The following is a 14,853-nucleotide window of genomic DNA, read 5'->3' as shown; positions in this document are numbered from 1 at the left end:
CAAAGTTTAGCGAAGGTAGACTTTTCTTTATGCCCGCCTCCCGCCTACACCTTGTGCGTCACGGCGAGGTTTTCAACCCCGAAGGTGTGCTTTATGAGCGCATTGAGGGCTTTGGTCTGAGCGGTCTGGGTCACCAGATGGCGGCTGCGGCTGCGAAGCAGTTGCAATCCGAGAGAATTCAAATTTCTAAGCTCGTGGTATCCCCGCTGCAGCGCACCAGGGAATCCGCAAAACCAATCTCCGAACTCTTTGGGATTGAGCCGACCATAGATGAGCGAGTCATCGAGCCATGGAATGATTTTCGTGGTCTTCGAGTCGGTCCCAGGGCGATTCTGAAAAGACCAAGCATTCTGCTGAAGCTCCATAATCCATCCAAGCCAAGCTGGGGTGAGCCGTTTACCGAGATTGCAGACCGAATGACCTCGGCCGCACTTGATCACTGGTCTGAGGTCGAAGGTGGCGACGTGGTAATCGTCTCGCACCAACTACCGATCTGGATGGTCTATCGATCCGCCAGCGGCTTGAAATTGCCGCATGACCCACGCGATCGAAGATGCTCACTTTCATCAATCACATCGTTTGAAGTTATTGATGGAAAACTCAGGGAAGTTGCCTATCGTGAACCGGGAATCGAGTTCGCCAATCAAGCAGTTGATGGGGGTGCAGTATGAAAAAAGAGACAGTTCGCAGAATTGCAATCACCTTGGTTGTGATGTTGATCGCCTCATTCGTTATCACCCTTGCCGGCTGCACCCAGGACCCGCTCGCTCAGCAGTACCGCGAGGGCTCATCTAAGAACTACATCGCTGGGGATGGCACAGTAACCGAATTTGCCAAGAGCGAGCGACCAGCATTTGAAGCCTGGTCCGGTGAAACCGAGAGCGGCCTCTTTCTAAAATCCGAGTCGTTGCTGGGATCAGTTGTAGTCATGAACTGGTGGTACGCCGCTTGTGCACCCTGTCGCGCCGAGGCCCCAGATTTAGCTGCGCTGAGCCGGGAGTTTGAAGACCAAGGTGTCCAGTTTGTGGGTGTCAATGTCCGCGATAGCGCTGAAACAGCCCTGGCTTTTGACCGAAGATTCGGCATCACCTTCCCTTCCGTTTTGGATGCCCAGAGTGGTGAGGTTTCGCTGGCCTTCACCGGAGTCGTTTCCCCTCAGGCTGTCCCCACCACTTTGGTAATTGATAAAGAGGGAAAGGTTGCTTCTCGAATCCTGGGTCGGATCGATGCGTCGATTCTCAGAACCCTCATTGAGAGCGTGGTAAGCGAGTGAACCCCGGCCAGATAATCCTCGAGGGTTCTTTGCTTATTGCAATCCCGTTGAGTCTCTTGGCCGGTGTCATCACTTTCATCTCTCCCTGCGTGCTTCCGCTAGTCCCCGGTTACCTCGGCTATGTCTCTGGCACGGCGGCTCCAAAATCAAGAGTTTTGGCCGGATCTGCGCTGTTTGTTCTTGGCTTCACGACCGTTTTTGTCTCGCTGGGAGTGCTGGCGGGTACAGCTGGGCTTTTGTTTCTGGCCAGAAACCCTTGGATTCAGGCGGTCCTTGGTGGCCTGGTTGTTTTATTTGGGCTAGCCATGGTCGGGCAGTTTGGCTTTTTGCAAAAGACCTTGAAGTTGCAGGTCTCACCAAGAGTTGGCCTTGCTGGAGCTCCGCTTCTGGGAGTTGTATTCGCTCTGGGTTGGTCACCCTGCATCGGTCCAACCCTGTCTGCAGTTTTGGTTTTGGCATCTGATACCTCAGATCCGGTTCGCGGTGGCATTCTCGCCACCTTCTATTCCCTGGGCATAGGCATCCCATTCCTACTGATTGCTGCAGGCTTTAGCTGGGCAACCAAGTCGGTTGGTTTTGTGAAGCGCCACATCAGAGGGTTCAACATCTTTGGTGGATCGGTCCTGATCTTGATTGGTCTTTTGATGGTGACTGGACTTTGGGGTCGCATCATGCTTTGGATTCAGGAGGTGAGCGGTGGCTTCCAGCTTGTTCTCTAAGCTCGCCTTCTGGCCTCGCTGGTTCTGGCGTCAACTGACCTCGATGCGAACCGCACTGTTTTTGCTGCTGTTGCTGGCAATTGCCGCAGTGCCGGGTTCGCTATATCCGCAGCGCAGTGCTGACCCGAATGGGGTTCGGGTCTACTACGACGAGCAACCGGAGTTTGCAGCATTCCTAGATGCACTGCAGCTATTTGATGTTTACACCTCGGTCTGGTTCTCGGCCATCTACATACTGCTGTTCGTTTCCCTGGTTGGGTGCGTGCTACCAAGAACCAAAATTCACTGGCATGCGCTTCGAGCTAAGCCGGTGAAGACCCCGGTAAATCTCAATCGCATGCCTGAGCACCGCATTGTCGAGGGTATTGATTTAGTCAGCGCTCAGGAAGCGCTACGCAAGAACAAGTTCCGCTTTGAACTTCAAGGCAATTCACTAAGTGCCGAAAAGGGCTACCTCAAGGAGACCGGCAATCTGGTCTTTCACTATGCGCTAATCGGAGTGCTGCTGGCTGTTGGACTGGGCGGCGGTTTTTCTTTTTCCGGTCAGCGCGTCTTGGTTGAGGGTGACAGCTTTGTGAACAATCTCGCTTCATACGACAGCTTTTCTCCCGGACCACTTTTTTATGAGGAAGAGCTCAAGCCGTTCACTCTCAAGCTCGACAAGTTCAATGTCGTTTACGACCTCACCAACCCCGCAAATATCGGCCAGCCCATTGACTTCATAGCCGATGTGACTTTGGGGGCAGCGGGTGCTAACTCCCAGAACCAGATCAGGGTTAACTACCCACTTGAGGTTCCGGGAGCAAACGTCTACCTAACCGGAAACGGCTTTGCACCGGTGGTCAGCATTCTTGATGGTGAGGGCAACGTCGCATACTCGGGGCCTGTGGTCTTCCTGCCTCAGGATGGCAACATGACCTCACTCGGTGTCATCAAGGCACCAGATGCGCTACCTGAACAAATTGGAATAATCGCCTTCTTCTATCCGACGGCAGAGAAGCTGGAATCGGGGGCTTATACCTCGATTTACCCAGACCCAATTGATCCGCTTTTGACCATGAACGTTTACACCGGTGATCTTGGTCTTGACTCTGGCGTGCCAAGAAATGTCTACGCGCTTGACACCACAGACATGAACTTGGTCGCTGGAAGAAACGGCCCGGTGCCGGCACTGGAACTTAGGGTCGGTGAGACTGCCGAGCTCCCCGGAGGCATTGGGTCGGTGCGATTTGAAGGACTACTTCGCTACGCCTCGGTAGACATCGCATACAACCCCGGTGGGGTTTGGGTGTTGTTATTTGCGCTCTTGGCATTGGTATCGGTGACGCTGTCACTAATGGTTCCTCGTCGCCGAGTTTGGTTCCGCGAATTGTTAGATGGAAAGATGGAGGTCGCTGCTTTGGCTCGCGGCGATGATCCTGGACTGGGCGAGATGTTAGACCGCCTGGTCCTGGAGATTGAAGAAGGAAGAAAATGACACCGCAACTAAACGAGCCGTTATCGCAACTCTCGCTACTGTTCGTCACGGCATCGATGGCTTTTCTAGCTCTCGCACTGATGCTGTTTTCCTTTCAGCTATCGCAGCTTGGAAAGTCAGAAGCTGTTGAGAAAAAGCTCACCAAGACCGAGAAGGCTGCCTTCTGGGTGACTGGTGTCGGTACCACTGTCTTGACGATCGGTGTCGTGCTTCGCGGCATTGCAGCCGGCCGTGTGCCATGGGCAAACATGTATGAGTTCTCCATTTCAGGAGCGCTGCTGATCTTGCTGGTCTATCTGACTTCGCTGAAGCTAAAGGACATTCGTTTCATCGGCACCTTCGTTGTCGGATTTGTTTTGATCACACTCTTCGCGGCGGTTTCACTTTTCTACGTGGAGGTGAAGACGCTGATGCCAGCGCTGCAGAGCTACTGGCTTGTTATCCACGTGGTGGTAGCGATCTTGGCAACCGCATTTTTCACAATCGCAGCTGCATTTCATCTCAGCTACCTCGTCAAAAGTGGTTCTAAGTCAAAGATCATGCAGGTATTCCCGTCTCTTGATGCGTTGGAACGCTACGCCTATCGCTTCAACGTCGTGGGCTTTGTGCTCTGGAGCTTCACCCTAATTGCGGGCGCAATCTGGGCCGAGCGTGCTTGGCACCGCTATTGGGGTTGGGACACCAAAGAGGTTTGGACCTTCATCATCTGGGTGTTATACGCCGGTTATCTTCATGCAATGGCAACCAGGGGTTGGAACGGAAAGCGTGCGGCCTGGCTTGGCCTTATCGCGTTCCTGTCGGTGATCTTCAACTTCACCATCGTGAACCTTTTCTTCAAAGGTCTTCACGTCTACTCCGGCCTATAGAAGCTCGAGACAGCGCTGCACTCGATCGCGCCAGAATCCCTGGCGTTCGGGCGAAGCCTCGTATTTTTGCAGTAGTGCCTGATCAACCTCGACCAGCTTTGGTTCCAGGATTGAGTTCTTAGGAGCTTGGTCATGGGCAACATCGCCTGCCAAGAGGTTGACGGTGCCCAGCCCACAGTCGTAGTTCAATTCGTCCAAAGCACATGCCAGGTAGGTTCCCATTGCAATACCCACCGAAGTTTCAATCGCGGAGCTGACCACGCACTCAAGGTCAATCGCATTTGCAATTTCGAGAGATGCGGCGATACCGCCCAGTGGCTGTGCCTTCAGCATTACAAGGTCAGCCGCCCGGGCCCTTGCGACCGCGAGCGGGTCGGATGACTTTCTAACCAGCTCATCGGCGCAAATCTTGATTGAACCGCTGAGCGCTGTTTTGAGCTGGGCCATCTCCTCGATGGTCGAAACCGGCTGCTCTAAATACTCAATGTTTATGCCATCAAGCTCACGAACCAGGCTTAGGACCTGTTCGGTCGCGTAGCCGCCATTGGCATCCAATCGAACTTTTGCGTGTGGATAAAGCCTTGCAACCTCGCGGATTCTAGCTAGGTCATCGGTTATCGATTGGCCTTTTTCTGCGACCTTCACCTTCACTGTTTCAAATCTAGTGAAGCGTGCCAAAACAGCTGCCACCTCGTCGGTGCTAACCGCTGGGAGGGTTGCATTGACCCGAACGTATTCGCGCTTCAGAGCTGGAAGATCATCGTGTGCGAACTCGAGAGCGGCTCTCAGCCAAGTGGCTGACTCTTGATCGGAGTACTCCAAAAAGGGTGAAAACTCGGACCAGCGCTCACCCTTGAAAATCACCGCTTCACGAAATTCCAGGCCACGAAATTTGGTGCGCATCGGGATGCTGACAACCCAAAAGTTTCCTAGCCCACCATTCACGCGATTAGTCTAGGTGCATGCCCAATCAGGTCTCCGAGCTCTTTGATGCCAAGCAGTGGAAAGCTGTTCCCGGTTTCGAGTCGCTAACCGATGTCTCCTACCACCGACACATTGAGCTTGGTGTTGTTCGAGTTGGGTTTTCGCGCCCAGAGGTAAGAAACGCATTTCGACCGCAGACTGTCGATGAGCTCTACCGCACCCTAGACCACGCTCGCATGCAGTCTGATGTTGGCGTGGTTTTGCTAACCGGTAACGGGCCGAGTGAAAAGGACGGCGGCTGGGCATTTTGCTCGGGTGGCGATCAACGGGTTCGCGGCAAGGCTGGCTACGAATACGGTGACGCCTCTTCAGGTAGGCTGCACATCCTTGAGGTGCAGCGACTGATTCGGTTTATGCCCAAGGTGGTTATCGCACTAGTGTCCGGTTGGGCTGCAGGAGGCGGTCACTCGCTAAATGTGGTTTGTGATCTGTCAATCGCATCCAGGGAGTTTGCAAGATTCAAGCAAACCGATGCCGACGTTGGTTCTTTCGATGCCGGATACGGCTCTGCGTATTTGGCTCGTCAAACCGGCCAAAAGTTTGCTCGTGAAATCTTCTTTCTTGGCGCTGAGTATGACGCGCAGCGAGCCTATGAAATGGGTGTTGTCAACAAAATCGTTCCGCATGCCGAACTTGAGACTCAGGGTATTGCCTGGGCTAGAGAGATTTTGGGTAAGTCACCGACTGCAATTCGCATGCTGAAGTACGCATTCAACGCCGTTGACGATGGCTTGGTAGGTCAGCAGCTGTTTGCGGGTGAGGCGACTCGATTGGCCTATGGCACCGAAGAAGCCACCGAGGGCAAGAATGCCTTTTTGGAAAAGCGTAAACCTGACTGGTCTGACTACCCCTGGCATTTCTAATGAAACCGCTAAAGCTTGTTCCAGCCAATGACAGCTTTCGAGCGCTGCAGCTTGCAGTCGAGGTTTTGGATGGCACGGTTGCTGGGTTTATAACCCCTCCCGAGGTCTTGGGGGTCATGCCCGAGGTTCATGGGCTGCCAGACCAGGTTGAGGATCACATCGGATTTATTGTCGAAAGTTCGGGGTCCACAGGCGCACCAAAGCGAATAGCGCTTTCTACCGACGCGCTTTTGGCAAGCGCTAACTCTTCTGCAAACCGAATCGGCAGCGGCCAGTGGCTGCTCGCTCTCCCAACCAACTTCATTGCTGGCATAAACGTGTTGGTGAGATCTGTAGTTGCCTATACTCAACCGATTTTGATGAACACCCAGGTGCCATTCACAGCGGAGGCTTTTATTCGAGGCTCAGCCTTGATGACCGAGGATCGCTTCACCTCTTTAGTGCCACACCAATTGAGCAAGCTATTGCAAGCTGCACGGGAAGATGCCTTCGTATTCTCAGAACTTCGCAAGTTCAAGGCGATTTTGGTTGGTGGCCAGCAGCCAAACTGGGCCGAGGTTTTGGAGTTGCAGACCATGGGAGTCAATGTGGTCGTTAGCTATGGCATGACTGAGACCTGCGGTGGCTGCGTCTACGACGGAGTCCCCTTAGATGGAGTGAATATTCGTCTGGCTGGAGGTCGAATCGCAATATCTGGCCCAACCCTGGCTGAAGATTTGGGTCCGGAGTTCGTCACCAACGATCTAGGGGAGCTCATCGGTGGGAAGCTCGAGGTTTTGGGACGAGTCGATCGAGTAATCGTTTCCGGTGGCTTGAAAGTTTCACTCGATCGGGTTGAAGAGGCGGCGCTCGCTCTCGATGGGGTGGATGAAGTTTGCGCGGTGGCAATTGAAAGCCAATGGGGTCAATCGGTTGGTTTGGTTTATGTGGGCCAGGAAAGAGACTTCCGGGAGCTGGCAGAGCTGACCATTGCCGCTAGGCCACAGCGGCTACTAAAGGTTGCGTCTGTGCCCAGGCTCCCATCTGGAAAGCCAGACCTAATCGAAGTTCAAAGACTTTTGGCAGGCTAGCATTTGAGGCTATGGCTGATCTAAAGAGTTGGGTTTCAGGGGCAAGGCTTCGCACTTTGCCACTGGCAGTTGCACCGGTAGCGCTCGGAGCGGCTACAGCAGAGGCCACTCAGAACTTCGATGCACTGTTGACATTCGGCGCCTTGCTAGTTGCGCTGTTCTTGCAAATCGCAGTCAACTACGCGAACGATTACTCCGATGGGGTTAGAGGGACGGATGAGTTCCGCGTGGGGCCAAAGCGTCTAACCGGGTCCGGTGAGGCTAGAGCGGATGATGTAAAGCGCGTGGCCTTTGTGTTCTTTGGGCTTGCCGCTTTGGTTGGCTTAGCTCTCGTGATTGCCACCTCACAGTATTGGCTATTAGCCTTTGGTGCCTTTGCGATTTTGGCTGCCTGGTATTACACCGGGGGTAAGCACCCATATGGTTATGCCGGTCTTGGCGAAGTCGTGGTGTTTGTGTTTTTTGGTTTGTTCGCCACGGTTGGAACTAATTTCATTCAAACCCTGAGTCTTGACCCGCTTGCGATTGTGCTTGGATCCGCAGCGGGTTTCTACGCCTCGGCAGTGTTGCTGATCAACAACATTCGTGACATCGCAACCGATACTCAGGCTGGCAAAAAGACCCTGGCGGTTAGGTTGGGCGATCGGCGCTCGCGAGTGCTGTTTTTGTTTCTTATCTTCATCCCGCTCGCGATCAACATCCTGCTGATCTTGGTATATCCGGCGACGCTTCTTGGGCTAGCAAATGTTTTGCTGCTGGTGCCGATCTCTGGCATTGCGCTAAGCGGTAGAACCCCGAAGGAGCTAATCACCGGACTGAAGCTAACGAGCTATGCCGGATTGGGTTATGGACTACTTGTCGGAGCCGGACTGGTCCTCGTCAACTTTTGATTGATCCAGGATCTGGTTTTCTAGGTCACTCTCTGGGTCTTCGTAGCTGCCCTCTTTGTTTCTGGAGAGCTTTGCCGCAACCTGTTCACTCATCGCGCGACGTTGCTTGTCCAAAAAGATCAGCGAGATTGCAAACGAGATGCTGGCGGCAATAATCGCCGCGAAAAAGGGGTTGAAATCTAGGAGCATGAAAGCCCAAAACAGCAGTGCGAATAATCCAAGTCGCAGGATCGAGTAGCTCAGCCAGGGGTTTTTCATGTCTTTAGTCTAAGTTCAGCAACTAGATAGGGTTGAGGTATGTCCAGAGTCGCAGTATTCACAATTGCATTTCTCGTGATTTTCACAGTTTTCACGACGGTGTTTGCTGCCAGCGCCAACAAGGCCGAGGTCAGACTATTGCCAAAGTGGGTCTGGGTATTGCTGTGCATCGTGGTCCCATTCTTCGGAGGACTTCTGTATCTGATGGTTGGTCGCCCCTTGGGCCGAGGACCAAGACCGCAAAAGCGCAAGACCGTTGCACCGGATGATGACCCAAACTTTCTGCGTGATCTAGATAAGAAGCTTCGCAAAGAAGACGATGACAAAAAGGACGAGTCGAACTAAGTGAGCGATTCTCAGCTTTTTGCCTCCCAGTTTGTCGCTGCGCTGCAAAACTTTGGAGTCAAAAGCTTTTATCTCGCTCCCGGTGCTCGCTCTCAAGCGCTGGCGATTGCCGCTAATCAATTGGCCAAGGCGGGACTCATTGATCTAACTGTCCGGCTTGATGAGCGATCGATGGGCTTTATGGCCCTGGGTCGAGCACTGGGTGATGAATACCCCGTAGCACTCATTACAACAAGCGGCACCGCAGTTGCGAATCTCCACCCAGCCGTCCTAGAAGCACATCATGCAGGGGTTCCGATGATCTTGTTGACCGCGGATAGACCGGCAAAGCTTCGCGGTAGGGGTGCGAACCAGACCACAATTCAAAACGGCATATTTGCCGAGGCAGTCCGTGACTGTATCGATGTTGATGCCAGCGCCGACCCAAGATTGGTTGCTAAAAGGGCTGTCGAGTTGGCAGTCGGTGCCGAGGCGCGACCTGGTCCAGTCCAGGTCAACATTCAGTTTGCGGAGCCGCTTTCGAGCTCTCAACCAAGCGCGCTGGATTTCGTGACCAATCCCGAGTTGGTTCAGCGCGCTAACCACCTAGGTGAACTTGATGTCGTGGTTTCGGAGCACGCTGTTGTGGTTGCGGGTGCTGGAGCCGGCACGGCTGCAAGTGATTTTGCCAAAGCAGCCAGGTTGCCGCTTTTGGCAGAACCATCTTCCGGGGCTCGAGTTCAGGGCAGCATCACTAACTACATCGCAAAACTTTTCGAGCTTAGTGCTGAGGTTTCTCAGGTTTTTGTATTTGGTAAGCCAACCCTTTCAAGGGCAGTTCTTAGTCTTTTGAGAAATACCGAGTATTGGGTTCAGAAGCCCTCAAACTACGAAGGCTTCGACGTATTTGATAGGGCTCAAGGTTTTGCTGATCGACTGGTTCCAATCGGTCAGGGGTCTGCAGATTGGTCTGATAGGTGGGAAAGCGAACCCGAGAAATCAGATAGAGCCACGCTGGTGTCGAAGGTATGGGATGCAACTTCTGGGGATGATCGGTTGCTCTTCGGAGCATCCGAACTGATTCGTGTTGCAGAGCGCGCAGTCGAGGGGAAAGACCTCAATGTTTTTGCATCCCGAGGCCTTGCTGGCATTGATGGGACCGTTTCAACTGCGCTGGGGCTTGCGCAAGCGGGCAACCAGGTCAGAGCGATAATTGGCGATCTCACGCTGCTGCATGATGCGTCTGGGCTAAATCGCTCCGGTCTTGGCGAGCTCAATGTGCAACTGGTGGTTGGCAACGATCACGGCGGAGCAATTTTCTCGCACCTCGAGATGGCTCAACTTCTGGAAAGACCAGACTTCGAATTGCTTTTCACTACACCCCAAGCGGTGAACCTCGAGGCGCTTGCAAATAGCTACGGCTGGCAATACATCAGGACCACTCCTGGTGATTTGGACCAGCAACTTTACCGCCAGGGTTTTGTGCTGATCGACTGCGCGCTCTAACTTCCGAAGGCGTAGCGGACGGCCTTGAACTTCAACTCTGTCTCAGCTAGCTCGGCTTCAGGGTCACTCTCCGCAACTATGCCGCAACCGGCAAATGCACGAATCTGAAGCGCTGGCTCGCGCTCAATGCGACCACCTCGCAACGCGATTGCTAACTCACCGCTGCCATCTGCTGTGATCCAACCAACCGGTCCCGCATAGCCACCGCGATCGAATGGTTCGAGTTCGGAAATTAGGGCTTGGGCTGGAAGTCTAGGGGTGCCTGCAACCGCAGCGGTTGGGTGCAAAAGCTCGACCGCATCGAGCAGCGTGACGTTTGATTTCAGCCTGCCGCGCACATCGGTCGCGAGGTGCCAAAGATCGGGTAGTGCGAGAGAAAAAGGCTCTTCATCGGTTTCCAGGTTTTCGCAAACGCTACTGAGGGTTTGCACCAAAGACTCAACGGCAAATTTGTGCTCGTGTTGATTCTTGGTCGAGTGCTTAAGGCCCTCGGCGATAGCGCGGTCAACATCGGGGTCGGTGCCACGGCCCGCGGTTCCCGCCAAGACTCTTGCCGATACCTCTCCTGTTTCCGCTCTGAGAAGTAGCTCCGGGGATGCACCAAAGTTGTCCTCAACCAGGTAGGTCCAGCAGTGCGGATATCTTGCGTAAAGCCTTTGGATGGCAGGTTGCAGATCGGGTTCACCACTTAGCGGCATTACCAGGTCTCTCGCCAGCACAACCTTTTCTAGCGCGGACTCATTGATTCTTGCGATCGCGGTCTTGGTTGCCTCGATAAAACCAGTTGCACTCTGGTCACCCTGCAAAAACACCCCACTCGGAGTCTTTTTTAGCGGCTTCTCCGGCACCTCAGAAATTTCGGTGACAAAACTCACGCCATCTCGAATCACGGTTAGTTTTGCTGGGATTACAACCGCAGATTCGAACTCGCTATCGGCTGCAAAGGTGATGCTCACAAAACCAAACAGTCCACTACCCGCTAGCCGAACATCATCTTGAATTTCAGACTCGGCGGCAATTTTCTGAAATTGCGAAGAGAGCTCAGAGATTCTGTTCGTGCCGCGGGCAGAGACTCTAAGGGCTACACCCTCACCGTACATCTCGGTGCCCTGGCGCAAAAAGACCTGATCTGGGTTTTCAACCGGTGCGGCTGGCGCAAAGAAAGAGCGAACCTTTAGCGCCATTGGAATCCTTAGTTTTTATAAGCACATGTAGCAACCATTCAGGAAGCCTGCTTATTCTTTAGGAAGTCTAAAAGGAGTGATGGTGCGAGTAAAACTAACTGCCCTAGGCCTTTTGCTGCTCCCGCTCGTTGGATCTACCGCAGCCCATGCTGACCAAGATGACCGCGAGAGCGTGATTCCACCCGCTGAGGTGGGCACCATGATTGACCCGCATGCCCAAGACCCCATCGATCTGAGCAAGATTGAAATCTCTACCCTGACCCCCGCAGACAAATTTGTGAACGCAACCACCCCACTGGTAGTTGCTCTGGGTCTTGGCTCAGTCGCACTGGTCATCTACACCCTGGCTCAGGGAGCGAAAGAGTCCCAGCCCGATTAGACTTCAGGGGTGACTAAAGCCGACCTCTCCAAATCTCCTGAGGCGGTTTCGGCTATGTTCGATTCGGTCGCACACTCGTATGACAAGACCAATGACCTTCTATCTTTTGGTCAGGCTAGGCTCTGGCGCGGTGCAGTTCGCAAGGCAATATCCCCGAAGTCAGGCGAGCGCATTCTTGACATCGCCGCCGGCACCGGCACCAGTTCGATGGCTTTGCTAAAGCCAGGCGTGACCGTAGTGGCCGCAGACTTTTCAAAGGGCATGCTCGAAGAGGGAAAGAAGCGGTATCCAAAACTTGAGTTTGCATTTGCCGATGCGATGAAGCTCCCTTTCCAGGCCGCGGAGTTTGATGTTGTCACAATGAGCTTTGGGCTTCGAAATGTTCAGGACCACAGGATTGCCCTGGGAGAGTTCTTGAAGGTGCTGAAACCGGGCGGTCGACTGGTAATTTGCGAATTTTCGAAAGTCTCGGGAGTATTTGGCCCGTTTTATCGCTTCTACCTAAAGCACATCCTGCCTAAGTTCTCAGCACTGTTTAGCAAGAGCCCAGAAGCCTATGACTATCTAGCTGAATCTATTGAGGCATGGCCCGATCAAAAGAGTCTGGCTAGGGATATCGAAAAGGCTGGATTTAAAGACGTGAAGTTTAGAAACCTGAGTTTGGGCATCGTTGCATTGCACACGGCGGTAAAGCCATGATCAAGCTGCCATCTCAGTTGCGACTGGTGAGTGACCGCAAGCTGCTTGCCAACATTGAAGCTCGCATGGAGATCGTTGAGCAAAAGCTGATTGACGCCACCAAGCACACCGACTCCATGGTCGAATCGATGGCCTCTCACCTGGCAAGAGCTGGTGGCAAGAGGCTTCGTCCGGTGCTATTGCTGTTGACCGCAGAGCTTGGCGATCCCAACCAGCCTGATGTTTTAGACGCCGCTGTTGTGATGGAAATCACCCACCTGGCCACCTTGTATCACGATGACGTCATGGATCAGGCTTCAAAACGTCGCGGTGTTGACTCGGCCCATATTGTTTGGGGCAACAACGTTGCAATTTTGACCGGTGACCTTCTCTTCGCCCGCGCCTCCAACATTGTTTCTGGTTTGGGTGAAGAGGCTCTCAAGCTGCAGGCAAAGGTATTCGAACAGCTCGTGCTCGGTCAGCTTCACGAAACCATTGGTCCAGCTGAGGGTCAAGACCCACTCGAGCACTACCTAGAGGTATTGCGAGACAAGACCGGTTCTTTGATTGCACTCTCCGCAAGACTTGGCGCATTGCTTTCTGGTGCCGACAAGTCCTTACAGGAACCACTGCAGCTATTCGGTGAGCGGATCGGTGTTGCCTTCCAATTGGTGGATGACCTGATCGACATTGAATCCACCAAGGAGCAATCCGGCAAGGTTGCCGGTACTGACCTGCTAGCGGGAGTTCCAACGCTTCCGGTGCTGTTACTTTCCAAGTACAAAGACCAGGCTTCAAGGGATCTTCACGCCAAGATCACCGGTGGTCTTGAGGAGCCTGAGTTGGCATCAGTTTTGGCCGAGCTTCGTGCCCACCCGGTTATGGCACAGGCCAGAGCCGAGACTGTGCGCTGGGGAGAAAGCGCAATTGAAGCGGTGTCGCAGCTGCCTGCTGGCAGTGTTCGTGATGCGCTGATTGCTTTTGCAAATGCGGTTGTTGACCGCAAGGGATAAGTAGGGAAGTTACAAGTGTCAAAGCTAAGACTTGCGGTGGTTGGTGCTGGCCCAGCTGGAATCTATGCGTCGGATCTGATTCTGAAGGCTGAGGGAGATTTTGAAGTTTCCATTGACCTCTTTGATCTATTGCCTGCACCATACGGATTGGTTCGCTACGGCGTTGCACCTGACCACCCAAGAATCAAGGGCATCATTCGTGCACTCTACGAGGTCTTGGACCGGGGCGACATTCGCTTTTTTGGCAATGTGAAGTACGGCACCGACATCACCCTTGATGAACTCAAAGAGCACTACAACGCAGTTATCTTTGCGACCGGCGCTATCAAGGATGCCGATCTAAACATCCCAGGCATCGACCTGGATGGTTCCTACGGTGCCGCTGACTTTGTGAACTGGTATGACGCGCACCCTGACTTTCCGCTGACTTGGCCACTGAACGCCAAGGAGATTGCGGTTATCGGTAACGGCAACGTAGCTCTCGATGTTGCTCGCATGCTAATCAAACGTCCGGACGATCTGCTCTCGACTGATATTCCCGACCACGTCTACCAGGGGCTTAAGGCTTCGCCGGTCACCGATGTTCACGTCTTTGGTCGTCGTGGTCCAGCTCAGGTTAAGTTCTCCCCGCTAGAGCTTCGCGAGGCACTCCACGTTGAGGGCGTGCAGTCAATTGTTTATGACGAGGACTTTAAATACGACGACGGCTCCCAAGCGGCCATTGACTCCAATAACCAGGTTCGAGTCATGGTCAAGACCCTCGAAGATCTGCGTGAAAACCCACAGGCTCACGAGGAGCGCAGGCTCCACCTGCACTTCTTCTCGGCACCTGTTGAGGTAATCGGGGAAGACGGCAAGGTCGCAGCTCTCAAGGTCGAGCGCACCGAGTTGGATGGCACTGGAAACGTAAAGCCAACCGGTGAGTTTGTCACCTACCCGGTGCAGGCGGTTTACCGAGCCGTTGGCTACTTTGGCTCAGCGCTTGATGAAATTCCATTTGACTCCAAAAATGGAGTAATCAAAAACTCAGAGGGTCGCGTACTAAGCGATTCAGGCGAGCAGATCCCAGGGGTTTACTGCACCGGTTGGATCAAGCGCGGACCAATCGGTTTGATTGGCCACACCAAAGCAGATGCAATTGAAACTATTGGTCACGTGATTGCCGATCGTGCGCTGTGGTGGAACCCATCCAAGCCTGGCGAGGCCGACGTGGTGGCGACCTTGGAGCAAAAGGGCGTTGATTACGTGGGTTGGCCAGCTTGGCTAAAGATTGATGCCAACGAACGTTCGCTTGGCGAGGCAGAGGGACGCGAAAGAATTAAGCTTTTCGATAGATCGCAGATGGTTGCGATCTCGAAGGGTGAGTAGT

General features: G+C 53.5%; 17 protein-coding genes. 14 read left to right on the top strand and 3 right to left on the bottom strand.

Going from position 1 to position 14,853, the window contains the following annotated elements; all coding sequences use genetic code 11:
- Nucleotides 1–29: 29 nt before the first annotated feature.
- The 5 genes from OO713_RS06235 to ccsB are packed head-to-tail and all read left to right on the top strand — an operon-like array spanning nt 30 to nt 4,335.
- Entirely contained in the window at nt 30–671 is a 642-nt protein-coding gene (locus tag OO713_RS06235; RefSeq protein ID WP_264785304.1) for a histidine phosphatase family protein, read from the top strand.
- On the top strand, nt 668–1,273 hold the full coding sequence (locus OO713_RS06230; protein WP_264785303.1) for a TlpA disulfide reductase family protein: 606 nt from the start codon (nt 668–670) through the stop codon (nt 1,271–1,273). Before OO713_RS06235 ends, OO713_RS06230 begins: the two co-directional genes overlap by 4 nt.
- Complete coding sequence (locus OO713_RS06225; RefSeq protein WP_264785302.1) at nt 1,270–1,992, top strand: cytochrome c biogenesis protein CcdA; 723 nt, start codon at nt 1,270–1,272, stop codon at nt 1,990–1,992. Before OO713_RS06230 ends, OO713_RS06225 begins: the two co-directional genes overlap by 4 nt.
- Nucleotides 1,970–3,469, top strand: a complete 1,500-nt coding sequence (locus tag OO713_RS06220; protein ID WP_264785301.1) for a cytochrome c biogenesis protein ResB — start codon at nt 1,970–1,972, stop codon at nt 3,467–3,469. The genes OO713_RS06225 and OO713_RS06220 overlap by 23 nt, the downstream gene beginning before the upstream one ends.
- Entirely contained in the window at nt 3,466–4,335 is an 870-nt protein-coding gene (gene ccsB, locus OO713_RS06215; protein WP_264785299.1) for a c-type cytochrome biogenesis protein CcsB, read from the top strand. The genes OO713_RS06220 and ccsB overlap by 4 nt, the downstream gene beginning before the upstream one ends.
- On the opposite strand, the gene OO713_RS06210 is transcribed toward ccsB, so the two are convergent.
- Complete coding sequence (locus OO713_RS06210) at nt 4,330–5,280, bottom strand: o-succinylbenzoate synthase (protein WP_264785298.1); 951 nt, start codon at nt 5,278–5,280, stop codon at nt 4,330–4,332. The genes ccsB and OO713_RS06210 overlap by 6 nt on opposite strands.
- A gap of 17 nt (nt 5,281–5,297) precedes the next feature.
- Here OO713_RS06210 and OO713_RS06205 point away from each other — a divergent pair, with 17 nt between their 5' ends.
- From OO713_RS06205 to OO713_RS06195, 3 genes are read left to right on the top strand one after another with little or no spacing between them, the layout of a single operon-like run.
- Complete coding sequence (locus OO713_RS06205) at nt 5,298–6,182, top strand: 1,4-dihydroxy-2-naphthoyl-CoA synthase (RefSeq protein WP_264785297.1); 885 nt, start codon at nt 5,298–5,300, stop codon at nt 6,180–6,182.
- Nucleotides 6,182–7,252, top strand: coding sequence for an AMP-binding protein (locus OO713_RS06200; protein WP_264785296.1), 1,071 nt, complete (start codon nt 6,182–6,184; stop codon nt 7,250–7,252). Before OO713_RS06205 ends, OO713_RS06200 begins: the two co-directional genes overlap by 1 nt.
- Nucleotides 7,253–7,263: 11 nt before the next feature.
- Nucleotides 7,264–8,142 (top strand): 1,4-dihydroxy-2-naphthoate polyprenyltransferase, encoded by an 879-nt coding sequence (locus OO713_RS06195; RefSeq protein ID WP_264785295.1) that lies wholly within the window; start codon nt 7,264–7,266, stop codon nt 8,140–8,142.
- Here the strand turns inward: OO713_RS06195 and OO713_RS06190 are convergent.
- Nucleotides 8,104–8,400, bottom strand: coding sequence for a DUF4229 domain-containing protein (locus tag OO713_RS06190; RefSeq protein WP_264785294.1), 297 nt, complete (start codon nt 8,398–8,400; stop codon nt 8,104–8,106). The genes OO713_RS06195 and OO713_RS06190 overlap by 39 nt on opposite strands.
- A gap of 39 nt (nt 8,401–8,439) precedes the next feature.
- On the opposite strand from OO713_RS06190, the gene OO713_RS06185 reads away from it, so the two are divergent.
- Together OO713_RS06185 and menD are read left to right on the top strand one after the other, a co-directional pair.
- On the top strand, nt 8,440–8,745 hold the full coding sequence (locus tag OO713_RS06185) for a PLD nuclease N-terminal domain-containing protein (RefSeq protein WP_264785293.1): 306 nt from the start codon (nt 8,440–8,442) through the stop codon (nt 8,743–8,745).
- Entirely contained in the window at nt 8,746–10,230 is a 1,485-nt protein-coding gene (menD, locus tag OO713_RS06180) for a 2-succinyl-5-enolpyruvyl-6-hydroxy-3-cyclohexene-1-carboxylic-acid synthase (protein ID WP_264785292.1), read from the top strand.
- Here the strand turns inward: menD and OO713_RS06175 are convergent.
- Nucleotides 10,227–11,414 carry an isochorismate synthase gene (locus OO713_RS06175; RefSeq protein WP_264785290.1) on the bottom strand — a complete coding sequence of 396 codons (1,188 nt, stop codon included), beginning with the start codon at nt 11,412–11,414 and terminating at the stop codon, nt 10,227–10,229. The genes menD and OO713_RS06175 overlap by 4 nt on opposite strands.
- An 82-nt stretch (nt 11,415–11,496) precedes the next feature.
- Here OO713_RS06175 and OO713_RS06170 point away from each other — a divergent pair, with 82 nt between their 5' ends.
- The 4 genes from OO713_RS06170 to OO713_RS06155 are packed head-to-tail and all read left to right on the top strand — an operon-like array spanning nt 11,497 to nt 14,852.
- Complete coding sequence (locus tag OO713_RS06170; RefSeq protein ID WP_264785289.1) at nt 11,497–11,793, top strand: hypothetical protein; 297 nt, start codon at nt 11,497–11,499, stop codon at nt 11,791–11,793.
- A 9-nt stretch (nt 11,794–11,802) separates the two neighbouring features.
- On the top strand, nt 11,803–12,492 hold the full coding sequence (locus OO713_RS06165) for a class I SAM-dependent methyltransferase (RefSeq protein ID WP_264785287.1): 690 nt from the start codon (nt 11,803–11,805) through the stop codon (nt 12,490–12,492).
- Nucleotides 12,489–13,484 (top strand): polyprenyl synthetase family protein, encoded by a 996-nt coding sequence (locus OO713_RS06160; RefSeq protein WP_264785285.1) that lies wholly within the window; start codon nt 12,489–12,491, stop codon nt 13,482–13,484. Before OO713_RS06165 ends, OO713_RS06160 begins: the two co-directional genes overlap by 4 nt.
- Nucleotides 13,485–13,499: 15 nt before the next feature.
- Complete coding sequence (locus tag OO713_RS06155) at nt 13,500–14,852, top strand: FAD-dependent oxidoreductase (protein ID WP_264785284.1); 1,353 nt, start codon at nt 13,500–13,502, stop codon at nt 14,850–14,852.
- Nucleotide 14,853: the final 1 nt, after the last annotated feature.

Origin of the sequence: Aquiluna sp. KACHI24 (assembly GCF_025997915.1) — a bacterium.
Taxonomy (GTDB): domain Bacteria; phylum Actinomycetota; class Actinomycetes; order Actinomycetales; family Microbacteriaceae; genus Aquiluna.
Note: the sequence above shows the minus strand (reverse complement) of the source record. Positions and strands in the feature narration are given on the sequence as shown.

Excerpts from the sequence above, each read along its gene's own strand:
- OO713_RS06235 (WP_264785304.1), top strand. The coding sequence starts at position 30 with ATGCCCGCCTCCCGCCTACACCTTGTGCGTCACGGCGAGGTTTTCAAC.
- OO713_RS06195 (WP_264785295.1), top strand. The coding sequence starts at position 7,264 with ATGGCTGATCTAAAGAGTTGGGTTTCAGGGGCAAGGCTTCGCACTTTG.
- OO713_RS06185 (WP_264785293.1), top strand. The coding sequence starts at position 8,440 with ATGTCCAGAGTCGCAGTATTCACAATTGCATTTCTCGTGATTTTCACA.
- OO713_RS06200 (WP_264785296.1), top strand. The coding sequence starts at position 6,182 with ATGAAACCGCTAAAGCTTGTTCCAGCCAATGACAGCTTTCGAGCGCTG.
- ccsB (WP_264785299.1), top strand. The coding sequence starts at position 3,466 with ATGACACCGCAACTAAACGAGCCGTTATCGCAACTCTCGCTACTGTTC.
- OO713_RS06230 (WP_264785303.1), top strand. The coding sequence starts at position 668 with ATGAAAAAAGAGACAGTTCGCAGAATTGCAATCACCTTGGTTGTGATG.
- OO713_RS06175 (WP_264785290.1), bottom strand. The coding sequence starts at position 11,414 with ATGGCGCTAAAGGTTCGCTCTTTCTTTGCGCCAGCCGCACCGGTTGAA.
- OO713_RS06205 (WP_264785297.1), top strand. The coding sequence starts at position 5,298 with ATGCCCAATCAGGTCTCCGAGCTCTTTGATGCCAAGCAGTGGAAAGCT.
- OO713_RS06160 (WP_264785285.1), top strand. The coding sequence starts at position 12,489 with ATGATCAAGCTGCCATCTCAGTTGCGACTGGTGAGTGACCGCAAGCTG.
- OO713_RS06190 (WP_264785294.1), bottom strand. The coding sequence starts at position 8,400 with ATGAAAAACCCCTGGCTGAGCTACTCGATCCTGCGACTTGGATTATTC.